General features: G+C 41.3%; 17 protein-coding genes. 8 read left to right on the plus strand and 9 right to left on the minus strand.

Translation table 11 applies throughout. The features are described 5' to 3' along the window. Window positions 1-69: 69 nt before the first annotated feature. Window positions 70-1,083 (minus strand): AraC family transcriptional regulator, encoded by a 1,014-nt coding sequence (locus WA352_RS02645; protein ID WP_004652394.1) that lies wholly within the window; start codon window positions 1,081-1,083, stop codon window positions 70-72. Between the two features lie 213 nt (window positions 1,084-1,296). Between WA352_RS02645 and WA352_RS02650 the strand changes: the two genes are divergently transcribed. The 5 genes from WA352_RS02650 to WA352_RS02670 all read left to right on the plus strand — a co-directional run bounded on the left by WA352_RS02650 (window position 1,297) and on the right by WA352_RS02670 (window position 8,628). Then, complete coding sequence (locus WA352_RS02650; protein WP_336141174.1) at window positions 1,297-2,415, plus strand: CaiB/BaiF CoA transferase family protein; 1,119 nt, start codon at window positions 1,297-1,299, stop codon at window positions 2,413-2,415. A gap of 144 nt (window positions 2,416-2,559) precedes the next feature. Beyond that, window positions 2,560-3,783: a carbohydrate porin gene (locus tag WA352_RS02655; protein WP_336141318.1), complete on the plus strand. Its 1,224-nt coding sequence runs from the start codon at window positions 2,560-2,562 to the stop codon at window positions 3,781-3,783. A 144-nt stretch (window positions 3,784-3,927) separates the two neighbouring features. Then, the gene (locus WA352_RS02660; RefSeq protein WP_336141176.1) at window positions 3,928-6,333 is read left to right on the plus strand and encodes a glucose/quinate/shikimate family membrane-bound PQQ-dependent dehydrogenase; all 2,406 of its coding nucleotides are present in this window, start codon (window positions 3,928-3,930) and stop codon (window positions 6,331-6,333) included. A gap of 173 nt (window positions 6,334-6,506) precedes the next feature. After that, entirely contained in the window at window positions 6,507-8,150 is a 1,644-nt protein-coding gene (locus WA352_RS02665) for a nitrite/sulfite reductase (protein WP_336141178.1), read from the plus strand. Next, the gene (locus WA352_RS02670) at window positions 8,143-8,628 is read left to right on the plus strand and encodes a DUF934 domain-containing protein (RefSeq protein ID WP_004802870.1); all 486 of its coding nucleotides are present in this window, start codon (window positions 8,143-8,145) and stop codon (window positions 8,626-8,628) included. The genes WA352_RS02665 and WA352_RS02670 overlap by 8 nt, the downstream gene beginning before the upstream one ends. 69 nt (window positions 8,629-8,697) lie before the next feature. Here the strand turns inward: WA352_RS02670 and WA352_RS02675 are convergent, their stop codons facing one another. From WA352_RS02675 to WA352_RS02685, 3 genes are all read right to left on the minus strand, one after another. Beyond that, the gene (locus WA352_RS02675) at window positions 8,698-9,141 is read right to left on the minus strand and encodes a VOC family protein (RefSeq protein WP_004652388.1); all 444 of its coding nucleotides are present in this window, start codon (window positions 9,139-9,141) and stop codon (window positions 8,698-8,700) included. Window positions 9,142-9,270: 129 nt separating this feature from the next. Further along, window positions 9,271-10,446: a thiolase family protein gene (locus WA352_RS02680; RefSeq protein WP_336141181.1), complete on the minus strand. Its 1,176-nt coding sequence runs from the start codon at window positions 10,444-10,446 to the stop codon at window positions 9,271-9,273. Between the two features lie 110 nt (window positions 10,447-10,556). Further along, window positions 10,557-11,072, minus strand: a complete 516-nt coding sequence (locus tag WA352_RS02685; RefSeq protein ID WP_336141182.1) for a GspH/FimT family pseudopilin — start codon at window positions 11,070-11,072, stop codon at window positions 10,557-10,559. A 365-nt stretch (window positions 11,073-11,437) separates the two neighbouring features. On the opposite strand from WA352_RS02685, the gene omp38 (WA352_RS02690) reads away from it, so the two are divergent. Further along, entirely contained in the window at window positions 11,438-12,454 is a 1,017-nt protein-coding gene (gene omp38 / locus WA352_RS02690) for an outer membrane protein Omp38 (protein WP_005206103.1), read from the plus strand. 458 nt (window positions 12,455-12,912) lie between these two features. Next, entirely contained in the window at window positions 12,913-14,013 is a 1,101-nt protein-coding gene (gene omp38 / locus WA352_RS02695; protein ID WP_171550177.1) for an outer membrane protein Omp38, read from the plus strand. A 131-nt stretch (window positions 14,014-14,144) separates the two neighbouring features. On the opposite strand, the gene WA352_RS02700 is transcribed toward omp38 (WA352_RS02695), so the two are convergent. The 5 genes from WA352_RS02700 to WA352_RS02720 form a co-directional block, all read right to left on the minus strand. After that, complete coding sequence (locus WA352_RS02700) at window positions 14,145-14,303, minus strand: hypothetical protein (protein ID WP_005206101.1); 159 nt, start codon at window positions 14,301-14,303, stop codon at window positions 14,145-14,147. A 4-nt stretch (window positions 14,304-14,307) separates the two neighbouring features. Beyond that, window positions 14,308-15,513 (minus strand): RtcB family protein, encoded by a 1,206-nt coding sequence (locus WA352_RS02705; RefSeq protein WP_336141185.1) that lies wholly within the window; start codon window positions 15,511-15,513, stop codon window positions 14,308-14,310. 253 nt (window positions 15,514-15,766) lie between these two features. Next, the gene (locus WA352_RS02710; RefSeq protein WP_005206090.1) at window positions 15,767-17,224 is read right to left on the minus strand and encodes an amino acid permease; all 1,458 of its coding nucleotides are present in this window, start codon (window positions 17,222-17,224) and stop codon (window positions 15,767-15,769) included. An 18-nt stretch (window positions 17,225-17,242) separates the two neighbouring features. Further along, complete coding sequence (locus WA352_RS02715; protein WP_336141187.1) at window positions 17,243-18,259, minus strand: class I SAM-dependent methyltransferase; 1,017 nt, start codon at window positions 18,257-18,259, stop codon at window positions 17,243-17,245. Between the two features lie 62 nt (window positions 18,260-18,321). Continuing rightward, window positions 18,322-19,680 carry a uracil-xanthine permease family protein gene (locus WA352_RS02720; RefSeq protein ID WP_017402214.1) on the minus strand — a complete coding sequence of 453 codons (1,359 nt, stop codon included), beginning with the start codon at window positions 19,678-19,680 and terminating at the stop codon, window positions 18,322-18,324. Between the two features lie 176 nt (window positions 19,681-19,856). Between WA352_RS02720 and typA the strand changes: the two genes are divergently transcribed. After that, window positions 19,857-21,692 (plus strand): translational GTPase TypA, encoded by a 1,836-nt coding sequence (gene typA, locus WA352_RS02725; RefSeq protein ID WP_017402215.1) that lies wholly within the window; start codon window positions 19,857-19,859, stop codon window positions 21,690-21,692. Window positions 21,693-21,936: the final 244 nt, after the last annotated feature.

Genomic DNA, 21,936 nt, shown 5'->3' on the forward strand with positions numbered 1-21,936 from the left:
CTGCTTGATTATTAGCATATTTAAAATGCAGTGTTCAACTATATAAGGTTGAACACTGCATTGTCGTTATTAGTTGTGATGGCCATGCAACTGACGATATAAACCAGGAGTCACACCTGTCCATTTCTTAAAGGCACGGTGGAAAGTACTGGTTTCACTAAAGCCGACTTGTTGTGCTACATCTTCAAGAGTGAGGTTTGGTGTGAGTAATAAATGAATCGCAGCATCACGACGCAAGGCATCCTTAACACCTTGATAGCTTTTACCTTCTGCAGCCAAACGACGACGTAAGGTTTGTGGCGATAAATACAACATTGCCGCGACATCATTGAGTGTTGGCATTTCTTCGCCAATCTGGCTCTTTAATACATCACGAATACGTGAAGTCAACGAGTTGGTATTTTTGAATTTCACTAACAGTTGGGCAGGTGCTGCTTTCAAGAATTCTTCTAAAGTCTTTTCATCTTGACGGATTGGAAGATCTAGATAATCCGCAGCAAAAGTAATCTCTGTACGTGGCGCATCGAATTGCATCACTGGAGCAAAGAATAATGCATCGTATTCATCAGCATGATTCGGACGCTCATAACCAAAATGCACACGCTCTAAAGGTAGGCGACGTTCAATCAACCATGATGCTAGACCATGCCAAATCATCAGCATGCTTTCAGTAATGAAGTGATCAGGGTCTAAAGCTTTAGGAATGTGGGGGACTAAACGTGCTTCATGCTTGTCACGTTCCAAGCTCACAGACCATTCATCTCCAAACAGTTTGTAGAATTGAGAGGAGAGTTCCAGTGCTTGTCCAAGTGTTTTGGAGTGGATGATCAATTGGCACATGATTGCAAATGTACCTAAGCGACGTGGCTGTACATCGAAACCAACGTGTTCGTCTTGGGTCACCATCCATAACATTTTTACAAAACGAGTGTACTGCTCTGGAGAGATTCGAGCCTTCGGTTGGCGAAGTAATTCAGCCTCTATGCCGACATGTGAAAGTAACGTTTCAACGTCCATGCCTAGGCGTTTAACACCTGTTAAAGCCGCATTCACGAAGTGGATGCTGATCGTATCACGGCTCATATTGAATCCTTCAGTTTCTTTACTATTCACGATAATTGACCTAAATAACCGTCTAAAATATCAAATTGGGCAATTGACAAGAAAAATAATTGCGCCTTGTATACATGTTAAATTGCCGAAACTATCAAGGTAAATGGCTGAACATGACATTGTTTTTGTGTTTATCCACACCTAGTATAAAAGAAAATTTGAACAAATTGAGTAAAAATTATTATGCCATCTGCACTAAAGGGATTGAAAGTCCTCGATTTTTCGACTTTATTACCAGGGCCATTTGCCAGTATGTACCTTGCCGACATGGGTGCAGAAGTTATCCATGTGGAATCACCGACTCGTCCAGACCTTGTACGGATTATGCCACCCTATGCCAATGGTCAGGCCACTGCGCACAGTTATCTGAATCGGAATAAACAGTCGATTGCACTTGACCTCAAAGATGCAGCCAATATTGAACTGATCAAAAATAAAATATCTGAGTTCGATATCGTGCTTGAACAGTTCCGTCCAGATGTGATGCGCCGTTTGGGCTTGGACTATGAGACTTTAGCGGAGATTAATCCACGACTTATCTATTGTTCGATTACAGGTTATGGTCAAACAGGAGCTTATAAAGATCGGGCAGGACACGACATTAACTATTTAGCGTTGGCAGGCGTGTCTGGGCATAGTGGTCGTCAAGATGGTGGACCGCCACCCTTGGGAATCCAAATTGCAGATGTGGCAGGTGGTTCTTTGCATGCAGTGATTGGGATTCTTGCTGCTGTGGTTGAGCGTCAACGCAGTGGTCTAGGTCAATATCTTGATATTTCAATGACCGATTGTGTGGCGAGTCTGAATAGTATGGCCGCTTCTGCAAGTCTGGCAGGGAAAACGCCACAAGCACCCGAGGCGGGAATGCTGAATGGTGCAAGCTTCTATGATTATTATCAAACCAAAGATGGTCGCTATTTTTCAGTGGGAAGTTTAGAGCCACAATTTATGACAGGCTTGGCTGCAGCTTTAGAATTACCTGTACTCCTTGCAAAAGGAACATCGTTTGACCCAGAAGATCGTCAAGCGGTAAAGCAAGCCTTGCAGGAAAAGTTTAAAACACAAGACTTTGCAGAATGGCAGCAGCTGTTCCAAAGCTTAGATATTTGTGTTGAACCTGTACTCAGTCTGGATGAAGCCTTGGTCTCGCCAATGGCTCAACAAAGAGGCTGGGTGGTTGATGTGCCAGTATCGGAAAATGCATCACAAACTGAGCCACAGTTGGCCTGTCCGATCAAGTTTTCCCGTTCGCAAATGAAGTATGCCTTTATTGGTCAGGGTTTGGGTGAGGGTAAATGGTAGAAAATATGTGCGACTAATCACTGATTGTTAAAATATTGTACAGATTGTTAACATTTTGAATAAGTTGTAATTTAAAAATGAGAGTAACCTTTTATACACAATAACATAAAAGGTTACGTAAACATGACAATCTCTAAGTCTTTGATTGTTTCTTGTTTATCCGTTCTATCATTGAGTCTTTTCACACAACATACTCAAGCAGCATCTTCCGCATTTGACCCAAATGGTCAATGGCTGTTTGGTGATTGGAACGGTCAACGCACTGCGTTGCAAGAACAGGGTTACAAATTTTCTGCTGATTACACAGGTGAATTTGCAGGGGTTTTAGATTCTAAGCAATACTCAAGCCACGGCAGTGAATTCACTGGACAATTGGCGTTGGGCACAAACTTCGACCTAAATAAAATTTTAGGTTGGCAAGATACTGAGGCGCAGATCACGGTGACATACCGTGATGGGCAGTCTTTGTCACAAACCGCAGATGGCTTACAAGGTCACCAAAGTTCTGTACAAGAAGTTTGGGGGCGTGGTCAAACGTGGCGTTTAACCGACCTCTGGATCAAAAAGAAATTTTTAGATCAAGCTTTAGATATTAAAGTCGGTCGTTTTGGTGAAGGCGAAGATTTCAACAGTTTTAACTGTGATTTCCAGAACTTATCACTATGTGGTTCTCAGGTGGGTAACTGGGTGGGTGACCAATGGTACAACTGGCCTGTGAGCCAATGGGCATTGCGTGTCAAATATAACCTACAGCCAGATCTTTATGCACAAATCGGGGTGTATGAATATAACCCTGAGAACTTACAGCGTGGCAAAGGTTTTAACCTAAGTACAGATGGCTCTCGTGGTGCGATTATTCCAGCAGAAGTGGTCTGGAATCCTAAGCTGGGTGCACTTGCTTTGCCAGGTGAATACCGTTTTGGTTATTACTACAGTACAGCGGATGCCGCAGAAATCGAGAATCCTGCCAAGACTGGACATAAACAAGGCGGTTGGTTTACTGCGAAACAACAGTTGACTCGTCATGATGGTCAGTCAGATCGTGGTTTAACTGGCTTTGTCAATGTCACAGTGCATGATTCTAAAACCAATGCCATCAAAGACATGCAAAATGTTGGATTGGTCTATAAAGGCCTGTTAGATCAACGTCCTCAAGATGAAATTGCCTTAGGTGTTGCCCGTATTCACGCCAATGACAAAAACAATAGTCTATTGGATGAAGAATATAACACTGAGTTGTATTACGGCATTCATGCCACCAACTGGCTCACCATCCGTCCAAATATTCAATATGTTCACCATGTCGGTGCATTGAAGGATGGGGATAAGACCTGGGTGGGTGGGATTAAGTTCCAAACCATTTTCTAATTTTGATACTCGAGCAATTTTGCAGATATAGTTTATAAAATAGGCGATATCTGCAAAGTTCTTGCTGTGATTTGAACTCGACCATAAAAAGAGACTTTTCTTGCTTTTTATGGATCTAAAATATAAAAGATGCAAGGTGATCTTATGAATCAATCTGCTTCAAAATCTGGGCTTAGAGCCTTGACGGTGGTGATTATCGCCCTCATTGCATTGTTCTTGCTCGTTGGCGGTATCTGGCTCGCAGCAATTGGCGGGTCTTTTTATTATGTAATTGCAGGCGTGCTGCTGCTCATTGTAGCAGTACAACTCTATAAACGTGCCTCAGGTCCATTATGGGTTTATGCGGCATTGATGTTAGGTAGTGTGGTTTGGGGTGTATGGGAAGTTGGGACCGACTTCTGGGCACTGGCACCACGTCTTGATATCCTTGGCATCTTAGGTTTGTGGTTACTCATTCCAGCGGTGACGCGTGGGATTGATAACCTCACTTCAAGTAAAGTGGCATTGTCATCGACTTTAGCCATTGCAATTGTGGTGATGGTGTACTCGATCTTTAATGATCCACAAGAAATTAATGGTGTGATTCAAACGCCACAGCCAGCACAAGCGAAAGCCGTGGATGGTATTGCCCCTGAAGATTGGCCTGCATATGGTCGTAGTCAGGGCGGTGAACGTTATTCTCCATTGACACAGATCAACGATAAAAACGTCAAAGATCTCAAAGTGGCTTGGACATTACGTACTGGTGATTTCCGAACTGAAAATGATTCGGGTGAAACCACCAACCAAGTAACACCAATCAAGATCGGCAATAACATGTTTATGTGTACACCACATCAACATTTAATTTCGATTGACCCTGCAACGGGTAAGGAAAAATGGCGTTTTGATCCTAAGCTCAAAACCGATAAAACCTTCCAGCATTTAACTTGTCGTGGTGTGATGTACTACGATGCTGCTAATACCACTGAATTTGCAACCAGTTTACAGGCGAAAAAGTCGACCTCAACCGAGTGTCCACGTAAAGTCTTTGTTCCTGTAAATGATGGTCGTTTAGTTGCAGTTAATGCAGATACAGGTAAAGCATGTTCTGACTTTGGTCAAAATGGTGAAGTGAATTTACAAGAATTCATGCCATATGCATATCCAGGTGGTTATAACCCAACATCTCCGGGTGTGGTTTCTGGTACCACTGTAGTGATTGCAGGTTCTGTAACAGATAACCATTCGAATAAAGAGCCATCAGGTGTGATTCGTGGTTATGACGTGAACACAGGTAAATTATTATGGGTGTTTGATACAGGCGCAGCTGATCCAAATGCAATGCCAGGTCAAGATACTCAATTTGTTCATAATTCACCAAACGCATGGGCGCCACTTGCCTATGATTCAAAACTAGATATCGTCTATGTCCCAACAGGTGTGGGTACACCAGATATCTGGGGTGGAGATCGTACTGAGTTGAAAGAGCGTTATGCCAACTCAATGCTGGCGATCAATGCTACGACAGGTAAACTGGTCTGGCACTTCCAAACCACACATCATGATTTGTGGGATATGGACGTACCATCACAACCGTCATTGGCCGATATTCAAGATAAATCTGGTCAAACTGTTCCAGCGATTTATGTATTGACTAAAACAGGCAATGCCTTTGTTTTAGATCGTCGTAATGGTCAGCCGATTGTACCAATTACCGAGAAACCTGTTCCACAAACTGTGAAATGGGGCCCACAAACCAAAGGTGAGTTCTACTCAAAAACTCAACCATTCTCTGACTTTGATTTAGCGCCGAAAGATAAATTGACGGATAAAGACATGTGGGGTGCCACTATGTTTGATCAGTTGATGTGTCGTGTGAAATTTAAACGTCTGAATTACGATGGCATCTATACGCCACCTTCTGAAAATGGAACCTTGGTATTCCCTGGAAACTTAGGTGTGTTTGAATGGGGCGGTATGTCAGTGAATGCTGATCGTCAGGTTGCAGTCATGAACCCGATTGGCTTGCCATTCGTAAGTCGTTTAATTCCAGCAGATCCAAACCGTCAACCTGTGGCACGTGGTGCTGGTACTGAACAGGGTATGCAACCAATGTATGGTACGCCATATGGTGTTGATATCAGCCCGTTCCTATCTCCATTGGGTTTACCATGTAAACAACCAGGTTGGGGCTTTGTTGCAGGTGTGGACTTGAAAACTCATGAAGTGGTATGGAAAAAACGTATTGGTACCATTCGTGACAGCTTGCCAACCTTATTCCAGTTACCACCAGTGAAAATTGGTGTACCTGGTTTAGGCGGCTCGATTTCGACTGCGGGTAATGTGATGTTTGTCGGTGCAACCCAAGATAACTACATTCGTGCATTCAATGTTTCAAATGGTGATAAGTTGTGGGAAGCACGTTTACCTGCAGGTGGGCAAGCAACCCCAATGACTTATGAAGCCAATGGCAAACAATATGTGGTGATTATGGCCGGTGGACATGGTTCATTCGGTACTAAAATGGGTGATTATCTCGTGGCGTATGCATTGCCAGATAAGAACTAATTTCATTTAGAAATTGATTGTCAAAGCTCAGATTCGTCTGGGCTTTTTCTTTTTGTGGCAATTAGATAGGCTTATCAATAAAACCGTTATTAAATATGCAAAAAAAGCATTTTGTTGATGAATAAAAGCTCGCTATGCTAGTCGCCTTTATAATGAATGACTAGCCATACGCCATGTATTTATATACGGATTTCGATCAACAACTGATTAACCAACGTGTTGCTCAGTTTCGCGATCAAACAGAACGCTATTTAGCTGGAAAATTAACAGAAGACGAATATCGTCCATTACGTTTGCAAAATGGTCTGTACGTGCAACGTTATGCACCTATGCTCCGTATCGCTGTGCCGTATGGCTTGATGAATACTAAACAACTCAGAAAAATTGCTGAAATTGCGACAGAGTACGATCGTGGTTATGCCCACGTTTCAACTCGTCAAAATATTCAGTTGAACTGGCCTGCATTGGAAAATGTACCTGACATTTTAGCTGAGCTAGCAACGGTACAAATGCACGCCGTACAAACTTCAGGTAACTGTATCCGTAATACCACCACTGACCAGTTTGCAGGTGTGGTTGCAGGTGAGATTGCTGACCCACGCCCAACCTGTGAGCTGATTCGCCAGTGGAGTACCTTCCACCCTGAATTTGCTTTCTTGCCACGTAAGTTCAAAATTGCAGTATCTGCTTTAGAAGAAAAAGACCGTGCTGCAACAGCATTCCACGACATCGGTGTTTATCTGGTACGTAATGATGCAGGTGAGATGGGTTATAAAATCATGGTCGGTGGTGGTCTGGGCCGTACCCCAATTATTGGTAGCGTGATCCGTGAGTTTTTACCACGTGAAGATCTAATTGCTTATTTAGAAGCGACATTGCGTGTTTATAACTTACATGGCCGTCGTGATAATAAATACAAAGCGCGTATCAAAATTTTGGTGAAAGCTTTGACACCAGAAGTGTTTGCACAAAAAGTGGAAGCTGAATTTGAGCACACGCGTGAAGCATTGAAGATTCAACCTGAAATCTTGAAAAAATTGGATGAAGAATTTACCCCATTTGATTATCAAGATTTAGAAGATCAGGACTTCACCGACTTATTCGCTGCACATCCGAAATTCAAACAGTGGTTTAACGTCAATACCAATGCACATAAAGTGAAAGGTTATCGTATCGTTACGATTTCTTTGAAGCGTGCGGGTATTGCACCGGGTGATGTCACCAGTGAAGAAATGAACTTAATTGCGGATTTGGCCGATAAATATACTTTCGGTGAGTTCCGTACCACGCACGAACAGAACATTTCATTGGTCGATGTGCCGCAGAAAGATTTATTCGAATTGTGGCAAACGCTTGAAAACAGCGACATGGCACGTGCACATATCGGCTTTATTACCGATATTATCTGCTGCCCAGGCGGTGACTTCTGTTCATTGGCCAATGCTAAATCGATTCCAATTTCAGAAGCGATCAGCCGTCGTTTTGATGACCTAGACACTATTTATAATCTGGGTGAACTTGATCTGAACATTTCGGGTTGTATGAATGCCTGTGGTCACCACCATGTCGGTAACATCGGTATTTTGGGTGTGGATAAGAAAGGTGCGGAATTCTATCAAATCACTTTAGGTGGTCATGCAGATCATGATGCATCACTTGGTGATATCTTAGGGCCTTCTTTTGCCGCTGAAGTCGTACCAGATGTGATTGATGAAATCTTGAATACTTACCTTGACTTACGTACAGAAGGTGAGCGTTTTATCGATACCTATCGCCGTGTTGGTATTCAACCATTTAAGGAGCGTGCTTATGCTTAATACAACGCTACAAGTGCTCTTTAAAGATGGCACAATTGCAGACAATACTTATCAAGTCATTGCAGAAGATGGTGTACTTCCACAAGGTGACGTGGTTGTAACAACTGCGCAGTTGGATCAATTGGCAAATGTACAAGGCAAAAAGGCGCTTTACATTACAGTGAATGATTCGCCTGAAACACATCAATTTCCATTGAATGAGCTCGATGCCATTTTTATTGAATTTGCTGGTTTTAATGATGGCCGTGGTTATTCATTCGCTGCCTTATTACGTCGCCAAGGGTATCAAGGTGAATTACGTGCAGTCGGTGATATCTTTAAGGATGTTTTAAACTATTTAAAACGTTCTGGCTTTGATACTTTTGTCGTCAAAGAAGGGAAAGATATTCATGAAGCTGCTGCTGGGCTTCAAGATTTTACCAATCCTTATCAAGCATCGACTGCTGTACCACAAGCAAGCTATCAAACTGGCGCATAAGCAGATTGAAAGAAAAAAGCTGAACTAAGGTTCAGCTTTTTTTTGTTTTAATTGCTAAGTTCACAATGATTATTCATCTAACTGACAATTGATCATCCATTTGATTCCAAACTGATCGGTGAATGCGCCATAGAGCGCACCCCAGAAGGTTTTTTCTAAGGGCATCTCAATTTGGCCATTTGCAGATAAAGCATTAAAGAGTCGTTGTGCTTCGTCTTGTTCATCAGGATCAAGATTAATTGAAATATAGTGGTTGTTACCTTGGGTAAATACGCTATTTTGAGCGCAGAATTGATCATTAACATCTGAAGCCATCAATACGGTAAATTCATTGATGGGTAGGGAAACATGTAAAACCAAGTTTTTATCTGCTTCTGAAAGGCTGACGCCTTCAGTAGGTGGCATATCGCCATAACGGCTGAGCATGGCAAATTCACCACCAAACACAGATTTATAAAAATTGAATGCTTGTTCTGTTTGTCCTTTAAAATTTAGATAATGATTAAGTTGCATGTTGTACTCCTTGTTGTTTTTTTATACACAGCATAACTTATCGGGAATTTAACAATGGGTGCATTATTTTTTGTAATCCAAAAAATAAAAATCCTACATCAAGCAGGATTTTTATTGCATTCAAAGGGCTTAGATTAATTCAATCGCAACCGCAGTCGCTTCACCACCACCGATACATAGGGCTGCAATGCCTTTCTTACCGCCGGTACGTTTAAGCGCATGAATTAATGTCAGGATGATACGCGAGCCTGTAGAGCCAACAGGGTGACCCAATGCACATGCACCGCCATTGATATTGACTTTTTCAGCATCTAATTTGAAGTCATCGATTGGGCACATGGTCACCATGGCGAATGCTTCGTTGATTTCCCATAGATCTACATCTTGCGCATCCCAGCCTGCTTTTTTCAATACTTTTTCGATTGCACCGACAGGGGCAATGGTAAATTCAGAAGGATGTTGAGAGTTAGAAGCAGTTGCCAGAATTTTTGCCAAAGGTTGTAAACCACGTTGTGCCGCAACTTCACTTGAGGTTAATACCAAGGCTGATGCACCATCAGAAATTGAACTTGCGTTCGCAGCAGTAATCGTACCATCTTTTGCAAATGCTGGTTTTAATGATGGGATTTTATCGATTTTTGCACTTAATGGTTGTTCGTCTTGATCAACAACCACATCACCTTTACGGGTAGAAACTGTTACAGGAACGATTTCATCTTTGAAGTAACCTTCAGTAATCGCCTTTTGTGCACGCTGCAAAGAACGGATGGCAAAGTCATCCATCTGTTCACGGGTATAGCTACGTTTATTCGCCATATCTTGGGCAAATGAACCCATTAAACGACCAGTTTCAGCATCTTCCAAACCATCAAGGAACATATGATCCTTAATTTCACCATGACCCATACGGTAGCCAGCGCGTGCTTTCGGTAATACATATGGTGCATTGGTCATTGATTCCATACCACCTGCAACCACGATCTCTGCACTCCCTGCTTTAATCATATCTGCTGCTTGCATCACTGCTTTCATGCCAGAACCACACAGTTTGTTAATGGTCACTGCACCGGTAGAGTCTGGTAAGCCTGCTTTACGCATTGCTTGGCGCGCAGGGCCTTGTTTTAAGCCTGCAGGTAAAACACAACCCATGATTACTTCTTCTACATCAGTTGGTTGCAGGCCAGAACGGGCAATTGCTTCTTTAATGGTAACAGCACCTAATTCTGGCGCTGTAACACCAGATAATGCACCTTGGAAGCCGCCCATTGCTGTACGAGCGCCATTAACGATTACGATATCAGTCATGATGTGTCTCCACACTTATAATTTATAAAAATGTTCCAAACTTAAGCAGTATAGTAAAAAAAGGATTGGAATAAAGTGTTTTACCCATTTTAGGCTAGACTGAAGAGTTTTTAGCAACTTGATAACTTTTCAAAGCGAATATTGCCCATCCGACTTAAAACAATCTTAGTATGGTGCTGAGGGGATTCAGAGCAGTAGACAAAGCTGCCATTGGAGGCAAAGGGAAGGCCGTTCTCAGCTTGAAAAACAAGAGAGTTGGGGCTTCGTCCAAAAGACCTAAAGTTGAGGTAACCATATTTATGGTTCAAAGGGACGCTAAAGAGGAGAGTCTCATTCTGATCACGTTGGTTGTTTCGATTAATATCAATAAATCCGATAAAACCTTTATTCCAATTTGTGTCACAGTTCTCAAAATTTGAACTTGGGCACAGCATCACATTTTTATGATGAAGTTGTGCATCCGTTTTTGCTTTTTGTATATGAATTGTGAGGATTCTTTTAAGGTAGTTTACTTCAGTAGAGATCATCATTTCACGAAAATGGGGGATTGCAACAGTAATCAAAATTGTCAGAATTCCAAGGGTGATGACTAATTCAATCAAAGTAAAGCCAAATGGTTTAAACATATTCTACCTATCTATTTTTATTAATTTTTTTATTAACAGTGTGTTAAATGAAAACTTAATTTTGCTAGTGAGTATTTCTAAAAAAAAAATTAAGATATACTAAAGCACAAGTTCCTGAACAATAATTCAATCAGATACCCGATGGGAATTGAAAATTTACTGAACTACAACGGAAATTGTAAGAAATTTTGTCAATAATTTATGAGGTTAAAGTTATCAAGCACTTGGAAAATTCATCAAGTGATTGTATGATTCAAAGTGAAGTGAATAGCTGAAAAAATAATACTGTAGAACACCTGTGTTCTCAGGACGAAAAATCATAGGCTGAGCTTACACAAAACAATTGTTATCTCTGGAGGATATCCATGAAATTGAGTCGTATTGCACTTGCTATGCTTGTTGCTGCTCCTTTAGCTGCTGCGAATGCGGGCATAACTGTAACTCCATTATTGGTTGGTTATAGCTGGCAAGACAGTAAGCATAATAATGACAACCTAACAACTCATGCTGAGTTGCAGGATGATTTATTTGTTGGTGCTGCATTAGGCGTTGAATTAACACCTTGGTTAGGTTTTGAAGTTGAATATAACCAAGTGAAAGGTGATCTTGACGGTACTGGCGTAGCTAATGCTGAATATAAACAACAGACAGTTGCTGGTAATTTCTATGCAACTTCTGACCTAATCACTAAAAACTATGACAGCAAAATTAAGCCGTACGTATTATTAGGTGCTGGTCAAACTAAAACTGATTTTGATGGTATCTATGAAGTTAAGAAAGATACTATTGGTAACGCTGGTTTAGGTGCTTTCTGGCGTTTAAACGATGCTTTATCACTTCGTACAGAAGCTCGTGGTACTTACGACTTTGATGAGAAGTATTGGAGATATACAGCACTTGCTGGCTTAAACGTAGTTCTTGGTGGTCACTTGAAACCTGCAGCTGCAGTAGTAGAAGTTACTCCAGTTGCTCCAACTCCAGTTGCTCCACAACCACAAGAGTTGACTGAAGATCTTAACATGGAACTTCGCGTATTCTTCGATACGAACAAGTCTGACATCAAGCCGCAATACAAGTCTGAAATTGCTAAAGTTGCAGAGAAGTTAGCTGAATACCCGAATGCGACTGCTCGTATTGAAGGTCACACAGATAACACTGGTCCACGTAAGTTGAACGAACGTTTATCTTTAGCGCGTGCTAACTCTGTTAAGTCTGCACTTGTAAATGAATACAACGTGAATGCAACTCGTTTGACAACTCAAGGTTTCGCTTGGGATCAACCGATTGCTGACAACAAAACTAAAGAAGGTCGTGCTATGAACCGTCGCGTATTCGCTGCGATCACTGGTAGCCGTACTGTTCTTGTACAACCTGGTCAATAAACTCAATAATTTGAGTTTATGAACTGAAAAAAAGCGACTCGTCAGAGTCGCTTTTTTTTATGGATATATAGGTTTTTGTAGCATTGATGTAAAACTAAAACATAAGGATTCAAAACTAGAATAATCTTGCCTTAACTTTGGATACATTGTGGGAATTATTTAGTTTTATTGAAAAGATTTTGATACCTTGTTAAAATTTTGATTAAAAAGTGATAAGCTCTCACAGCTTTATTAGATGTTGTTAAAATAGAATTTTCTAGATTTTTGGGAGAGAAATAAGTGGTTTTTTCAGTGGCTGCTAACTAAATGTTGTCAAATACTTGGAAAATTGATCAGGTATTTGTATGATTCAACATAAAGTGAATGACTGAAAAAGATACAATAAGATTATTTCTCAGTATTCAAAAACTATTAGAGTTTAGAGAACAAACAATTTTTTGTTTTTTGGAGGATATTCCATGAAAATGAGTCGTATTGCACTTGCTATGCTTGTTGCTGCTCCTTTAGCTGCTGCGAATGCGGGTGTAACAGTCACTCCATTAATGCTTGGTTATCACTGGTACCCTGAGAATGCTCAGGACAAGATGCGTGATACTTTGCAAGATCGTGATCCTCAGGGTCGTGGTGATGCTGGAAGCTTAAAAAATGGCGTTGCGTTACAAAGTGATTTACTTGTTGGTGCTGCAATTGGTGTTGAGTTAACTCCTTGGTTACAAGCAGAGATTGAATATCAACAAACGAAAGCTGACGCAGCTCGTAATGAGAAAACTAACTTTAATGGTCAGCCGTGGGATGCTAAGCAACAAACTTTAAGTTTGAATGCAATTGCTACTGCTGATGTGTTTACTGGTAATTATGACAGTAAAATCAAGCCGTATGCTTTATTAGGTGTTGGTCATTCTAAAATTACAGTAGATAACCCAGGTTGGGATCGTCGTTCATATGACACAATCAGCAACTTAGGTGGTGGTGTATTATGGCAAGTAAACGATGCTTTAACACTTCGTACAGAAGGTCGTGCAGTTTATAACTACGACAATAAGTGGTGGGAAGGTCAAGCCTTGGCAGCACTTCAAGTTGTTGTTGGTGGTCACTTGAAACCTGCTGCTGCTCCAGTGGTAGAAGTTGCTCCAGTTGAACCAACTCCAGTTGCTCCACAACCACAAGAGTTAACTGAAGATCTTAACATGGAACTTCGTGTCTTCTTTGATACGAACAAATCTGTTATCAAACCACAATACAAAACTGAAATCGCTAAAGTTGCTGAGAAGTTAGCTGAGTTCCCGAATGCGACTGCTCGTATTGAAGGTCACACAGATAACACTGGTCCACGTAAGTTGAACGAACGTTTATCTTTAGCACGTGCTAACTCTGTTAAGTCAGCACTTGTAAATGAATACAACGTGAATGCAACTCGTTTGACAACTCAAGGTTTCGCTTGGGATCAACCGATTGCTGACAACAAAACTAAAGAAGGTCGTGCTATGAACCGTCGCGTATTCGCTGCGATTTCTGGTAGCCGTACTGTTTTAGTACAACCAGGTCAACAAGCTCAGTAATTTGGGTTTATGAACTGAAAAAAAGCGACTCGTCAGAGTCGCTTTTTTTATATGAGGGATTTAAGTAATAAAACATTGGGATTCTCCTTTTTGTTTAATGGGTTTAAGGTATTTCAATCACTATCAATTATTTACCATATCTCTTTTTTTAACTGCTGCTTAGTATTTTGTCTTTCACGACGATGTTGTGCTCGAGGCTTCTCGGTTTCATGAACTCCACCTTTGTGTAATAAAGGTGAAAGCGCTACAGGATTACGGACCTTAATTTTTGGCATTTCTTTGAGTTTCATTTGATTATCCTTTGATACATAAAATTTGTTTAAGGGTATGCACAATTTCAATCAAGTCAGATTGGTTGGCCATGACTTGATCAATATCTTTATAAGCAGCAGGAATTTCATCAATCACCGCACTGTCTTTGCGACATTCGATGCCTTGAGTCTGCTGAATCAAGTCATCTTGGCTAAACAGCAGCTTGGCTTTGCTGCGGCTCATTTTGCGTCCTGCGCCATGTGAGCATGAACAGAAGGACTCAGGATTGGCTTTACCTTTTACAACATAGGAGCGTGCTCCCATTGAGCCAGGAATGATGCCTAATTCATCTTGGCCCGCTCGAATTGCCCCCTTACGTGTGATTAAGAGATCCTCACCAAAATGAGTTTCTTGACTGACGTAATTATGGTGGCAATTAATCGCTTCTTTGGTCATTTGAAAAGGGGGGAGTAATGGTCGAATTGCCTCTAAAATTAGACGCATCATTTCACGTCGATTTTCAAACGCATATTCTTGTGCCCACTCAACGGCTTCCACATAATCATTAAAGCTATTTGAACCTTCCGCAAAATAACTCAAATCTTTATCTGGTACATGTCCAAATCGATGCTGAGCTTCTTTCTTTGCCAGTTCAATGAAGTAGGTTCCAATGACATTGCCTAAGCCACGGCTGCCTGAATGTAGCATCACCCAGACATCCTGATTTTCATCAAGGCAGAGTTCGATAAAGTGATTACCACCACCTAAAGTTCCCAGTTGTTTCTGCCAAGTGGCATCAAACTTTCTTAACATTCGAACTAAGCCGGGATGTTTTTTAATGATCGGTTGTAAGCGTTTTTCAAGCGGAATAATGCTCGAAGCTTTTGCTTTCACCTGTTTGTGTAATTCAAAGCCTACAGGGACTTTGCGTTCGATTGCATGACGTAGCGGTGCAAGGCTGTCTGGAAGCTGTGACGCTTTTAGATTGAGCCTTATTGCGTTCATTCCACAACCAATATCAACACCTACAGCGGCAGGAATGATGGCGTGTTTGGTCGGAATGACGCTGCCTACGGTAGCACCTTTACCCACATGTACATCAGGCATCACGGCAATATGTGAATAAACAAATTGCAGTTGTGCCATTTTTTTCAGTTGTTCAATACTTTCGCTATCAATATCGTTGGTGAAGATTTTCACTGGAACGCCATATTGTGCATCTGCATTGAGTATTTTTTGTATGCCCATTTTCTTGTCTCGGGATATTTTAATTTTTCGTCCGAATAGGCATAAAAAAACCTAGCGAATGCTAGGTTGAATAGAGCATTCGGACAAGTGATCAATCGATTTGTACACTTGTCCGTGAGTCGACAGTGCCAAACCTTATTGTGTGGTTCCTTGTGGTAATGGCATGTTGTCGTCCTCCTATCATATGGTGCCGTTGAAAATATGAGCGAGATTTTACTCATATTTTCAATTGGGTCAAGTAAAAAGCGGTTTTTTATTCGCCTTCTTTCACATTCATATCTTTATATGCAATCAGTTTGGTCTTGTGTTTCCACTTATACCCCAGCCAAATCGCTAAGAATAATGGAATACTAATATAGGTTGAAATTAAACCTAACCAGTCAATTTTTCCGCCAAGTAAAGCTTGGTAGTTTTGACCTAAAATGATAATTGAACAAAGAATAAATGCAAACCAAGGCGCAAATGGGAAAAATTTGGCACGGTAAGCCAGATCTTCAACTTTATAACCCTGAGCAATATAACCTTTACGGAAACGGTAGTGTGAAATCGCAATACCTAGCCAGACAATGAAACCACACATCCCAGACATGTTGAGTAACCAGTTAAAGACTTGTTTCTCGCCAATAAAGGTGGTTAGGAAGCACAGTGCAGCAACCGCAGTGGTCGCATAGAGTGCATTCATTGGTACGCCACGGCCATCCAGTCTTGAGAACCACTTAGGTGCACGACCTTGTTTTGCCATATCAAATAGCATACGGGTAGAAGAATACATGCCCGAGTTACCAGCAGATAAGATCGCACTCAGAATAACCGCATTCATCAAACTTGCTGCAAAGGCAAAGCCTGCTTTTTCATACAATAAGGTGAATGGTGAGAGGGCAATATCTTCACTTTGCGCTGCTTTTAATAGCAGTGGATCATCATAGCTGACTAACGTACCGATGATGAAAATGCAAAGGATATAGAACAGTAAAATACGCCAGAAGATTTGTTTAATTGCCAATGGAATGGTCTTTTTAGGATCTTTCGATTCACCTGCGGCAACCCCAACCATTTCAGTTCCCTGAAAGGAGAATCCAGCAATCATGGCCACACCGATTAAGGCTTGCAAACCACCCACAAAAGGCGCTTCTTTATAAGTCCAGTGCTGAAATACCGATACATTTGGTGTCATCATGATTTTAAAAATCATCCAGATACCAATGATGATAAACACGATAATCGCGATCACTTTGATCAAAGAGAATAAGAATTCACTTTCACCAAACCCTTTGACTGTTAAGGCGTTAATTCCAAAAATGATGGCAAGGAAAATGGCACTCCAGTAGAAACCTGGAATATCAGGGAACCAAAACTTCATGATGAACTGAACTGCAACCAGTTCAAAGGCTACCGTAATCGCCCAGTTATACCAATAGTTCCAACCTAAGGCGAAACCAAAGCCATCTTCGACATAGCGGCTACCATAGGTAAAGAATGCACCAGACGTTGGATTGTGCGTGGCTAACTCACCTAAGCTGGTCATCAAGAAATAAATCATGATACCGATGAGGGCATAGGCCAATAACGCACCACCTGGACCCGCAGTGGCAATGGTTGAACCTGAAGCAAGGAATAAGCCTGTGCCGATCGATCCACCAATGGCAATCATGTTCAGGTGGCGAGCCCCGAGCTTGCGCTGAAGGTGTTGAGGAGCAGATGTATCGCTCATAAAAATTCCTTAAAATGTTTATTTTGCACAGGCATATAACACCTTGAATCCTTGTTGATCGGCTTTCACCAGACACTCACCAAAGCTTTGTTCAATCAGAGGAGGGTAGTTTAGAAAACGATTTGCTACGATCCATAATTCACCTGAATTTTTCAGATGTCTTTTCGCACGTTGGCAAAGTTCCTCACTCGCATCGTAATTGGTATGAATTCCCTGATGAAAAGGCGGATTGCTGACGATCGCATCTAAATCATTCGGTGCATCTACAAAACCGGTGACAGCTTGCAGATTTAACTGAGTTAAATTGAGACCATTTCGTTGAAAGGTCAGTTCAGTAGACCGTAATGCAAATGCATCAACATCAAGTGCAAAAATTTGCCGATTCGAATCTAGTTTGGCCAAATAGGCACTAATAATTCCAGCGCCACAACCAAAGTCGGCAATCTTACCTGATTTTACTTGACTAAGGTAAGGGACTAATACGGCTGTTCCGACATCTAAATGATCTTGACTAAATACACCAGGCAAGGCACAGATATTTAACTGTTCTTGATCTATTTGAACTGTATAAGTTTTTAACCAGTGTTCAAGTGGTTTTAACTGCTCTGTTCTTTCGATCTTCATTTGCCAAAGTTGGCAGTGACGTGCACTGTCAAGTTTTAGTGTTTTGCCATATTGCAATAATTGTTTTGCTGCCCGCTCAACGCCACCTTTTTTTTCACCAACCAGAAAAATATTTTGATCAAGTTTTAAATGGCTAACGACAACGTGCAGAATATAATTCAGGAGTTCTTTAGACTTTGGAACGAAAATAACAACCTGATCAAACGTTGCTTGTGGGAATTCCACGGAAAAATGAGAGCGAATTCCAGAGCTGATAAAACCTTGATGATCAGCATAATTCCAAGTCCATACTGAGGCTTGGACTTTATTGGGTAAAGTTTTGGCGAGTTGATCATTTGGGGCATTAATCAGTAAAACTTGCCCGCTTAAATAATCTTGTTGTCTGATGACAACTTCACTACGTGGATCCATTTTGATCTCTCATCAAAAACAAAGCCCAGTCGTGAAACTGGGCACTTGTGATGGTTGGATGATTATTTATGTGTTTCAGGTAAAACAATATTTAAAATCAAGGCTGCAATACCGCCTGTTGCGACGCCTGAACTAAAAATATTCTTAAATAATTCAGGAAGGTGCTCAAGGATTTGAGGTACTTGTGCAACACCTAAACCCAAAGCGAGCGAAATCGCAATAATTAACAAAGCACGACGGTCAAGGTGAATACTAGAGAGAATATTGATTCCAGAAGCAGCAACTGCGCCAAACATGACCATGACAGCACCACCAAGCACCGCTTGCGGCACGGCTTGAATCACGGCAGCAACAGCAGGGAATAGCCCTAAAATAACTAGAAGTACTGCAATCCAAATCCCGACATAACGACTTGCCACACCAGTCAATTGAATCACGCCATTGTTTTGGGCAAATACAGAACTTGGGAAGGTATTGAAGATACCAGCCAGGAAAGAGTTGGCACCGTTGACGAGTACGCCACCTTTAATCCGTTGCATCCAGATTGGGCCATCGACCGGCTGATTAGATATTTTACTGGTCGCGGTAACATCACCAATCGCTTCGAGAGAAGTAACTAAATAGATGAATGCCATTGGAATGAACAAACTCCATGAGAAGCTGAGTCCAAAATGCATCGGTGTTGGAATTTGAATTAAAGGTGCATCATTGAGTACTGAAAAGTTTAAATGGCCCATGAATCCAGCAAGAATATAGCCAATCACCAGTGCAATTAAAATTGCTGAACTTTTCACCCAAATAATTTTGATACGATTTAACAGGATAATAATACCAAGTACGGTACATGACATGATCAGGTTATCTGCATTGGCAAAAGTATTGTCCTGCATTGCGGTATAACCACCGCCCATGCTAATCAAGCCTTCTTTAATCAAAGTAAGGCCAATCAACAGCACCACAATACCTGTGACTAACGGCGTAATCAGCTTTTTTACCCATGGCAAAATTCGAGAAACGCCCATTTCAATAAATGAACCCGCAATCACAACACCAAAAATGGCTGCCATGACTTGCTCAACAGGGGTACCCGCAGCAACCATCGCACTCCCAATACCAATAATTGGGCCGATAAAGTTAAAACTTGTACCTTGGACAATGAGGAGTCCCGCACCAAATGGACCAACCTTTTTACACTGTAAAAAGGTTGCAATTCCTGAAATGATTAAAGACATCGAAAGGATCATGTTGGTGTCTTCGCGAGAGACGCCAAGTGCTAAACAAATCAGTAATCCAGGGGTGACAATCGGGACTAAAATCGCCAAAAGATGCTGTAGAGCGGCTAAAAATGCAACAAAAGGTTTCGGTCGATCATTGAGTCCGTAGACCAGATCAAGCTGCTGCTGAGGTTGTGAATTCGACATGGGAGTATAAAAAGCGAGAGGCATTAGTGGAATATTCTAATAGAGTTAGTTCGCTTTACCAACGATTCTATGACACTTCGTCAGAAAAAAAGTGCACTGTCAATAAACTGTCACTACTAAAGTTTAGTATTTTTCTGTATAATTTGCCCTCAAATTTAAAGCGTATCGAATTTTACATGTCAGATATTAAAACTCTCCGTAACATTGCCATTATTGCGCACGTCGATCATGGTAAGACGACTCTAGTCGACAAACTTTTACAACAATCAGGTGCTCTTGGTGATCGCGCAGGCGAGATTGAACGTGTTATGGATTCTAACGCGCTTGAGTCTGAACGTGGTATTACCATTCTTGCAAAAAATACTGCAATCAAGTGGTTAGACGCACGTACAAACACCGAATACCGCATTAATATTGTGGACACCCCGGGACACGCCGACTTCGGTGGTGAAGTTGAACGTGTAATGTCGATGGTTGACTGCGTATTGCTTCTTGTAGACTCACAAGAAGGTCCAATGCCACAAACTCGTTTCGTAACGCAAAAAGCGTTCGCACGTGGTTTGAAGCCAATCGTGATTATCAACAAAGTCGACAAGCCAAGCGCGCGTCCAGATTGGGTTATTGATCAAGTATTTGATTTATTTGATAACCTTGGTGGTACAGACGAACAGTTAGACTTCCCAATCGTTTATGCTTCTGGTCTTCGTGGTGTTGCTGGTCCTTCACCAGAAGAATTAGCGGAAGACATGACACCGTTGTTCCAAACAATTGTAGATATCGTTGAACCACCAGCAGTTGATGTTGATGGTCCATTCCAAATGCAGATTTCATCACTTGACTATAACAGTTTCGTAGGTGTAATCGGTGTTGGTCGTATCCAACGCGGTTCAGTAAAATTAAACACTCAAGTAACTGTAATTGATAAAGAAGGTAAGACTCGTAACGGTCGTATCTTAAAAATCATGGGTTACCACGGTTTAGAGCGTGTTGATGTAGAATCTGCATCAGCTGGTGACATCATCTGTATTACAGGTATTGATGCATTAAACATTTCTGACACGATTTGTGATCCGAAGAATGTAGAAGCTTTACCGCCATTGTCTGTAGATGAGCCAACAGTTTCGATGACGTTCCAAGTAAACAACTCACCATTTGCTGGTAAAGAAGGTAAGTTTGTAACTTCACGTAACATTCGTGAACGTCTTGATCGTGAATTGATTCACAACGTAGCATTACGTGTTGAAGATACTGACAGCCCAGACCGTTTCAAAGTTTCTGGTCGTGGTGAACTTCACCTTTCAGTATTGATCGAAAACATGCGTCGTGAAGGCTTCGAAATGGGCGTATCACGTCCACAAGTAATCATGAAAGAAATCGATGGCGAAAAACAAGAGCCATTCGAAAACGTAACTTTTGACGTTGAAGAACAACACCAAGGTTCTGTAATGGAACAAATGGGCTTCCGTAAAGGTGAGATGACCAATATGGAAGTTGACGGTAAAGGCCGTATCCGTATTGAAGCAACTGTACCTTCACGTGGTTTGATTGGTTTCCGTTCAGAATTCTTAACCATGACTTCTGGTACAGGGATCATGACATCAAGCTTCTCGCATTACGGTCCAGCAAAAGCAGGTACTGTTGCGAAGCGTCAAAACGGTGTGTTGATCTCTATGGTTCAAGGAACTTGCTTGGGCTATGCACTCTTCACACTTCAAGACCGTGGTCGTTTATTCGCTAAACCACAGTTAGAAGTATATGAAGGTATGATCATCGGTATTAACTCTCGTTCTGATGACATGGTTGTTAACCCAACTAAAGCGAAGCAGTTAACTAACGTTCGTGCATCAGGTACTGATGAAGCTTTGACTTTAACACCTGCAATGGAATACACGCTTGAACAAGCGCTTGAATTCATTGAAGATGATGAATTAGTTGAAGTAACTCCAAAATCGATTCGTATTCGTAAGCGTTACTTAACTGAAAACGAACGTAAGCGTAATCGTGATAAATAATTTTTCTTCACTGAAAAATGACAAAACCGCTAAATTTATTTAGCGGTTTTTTATTGCATAAACCTAAGGGGAGGGACATGCTTAAACACATATTTTTATTAAAATAAAAAGTGTTGTTAAAGTGTGAAATAACTTTCTTTTTTTGATAAAAATATTAAATTATCAACATTATGTGGATAACTGCGCCTGTGTAATAAACAATGCAAAAACAGGTTGCGATCAAGTTCAACTCTGGAGAGTTATA

Origin of the sequence: Acinetobacter sp. 102 (genome assembly GCF_037028485.1) — a bacterium.
Classification (GTDB): Bacteria; Pseudomonadota; Gammaproteobacteria; order Pseudomonadales; family Moraxellaceae; genus Acinetobacter; species Acinetobacter higginsii.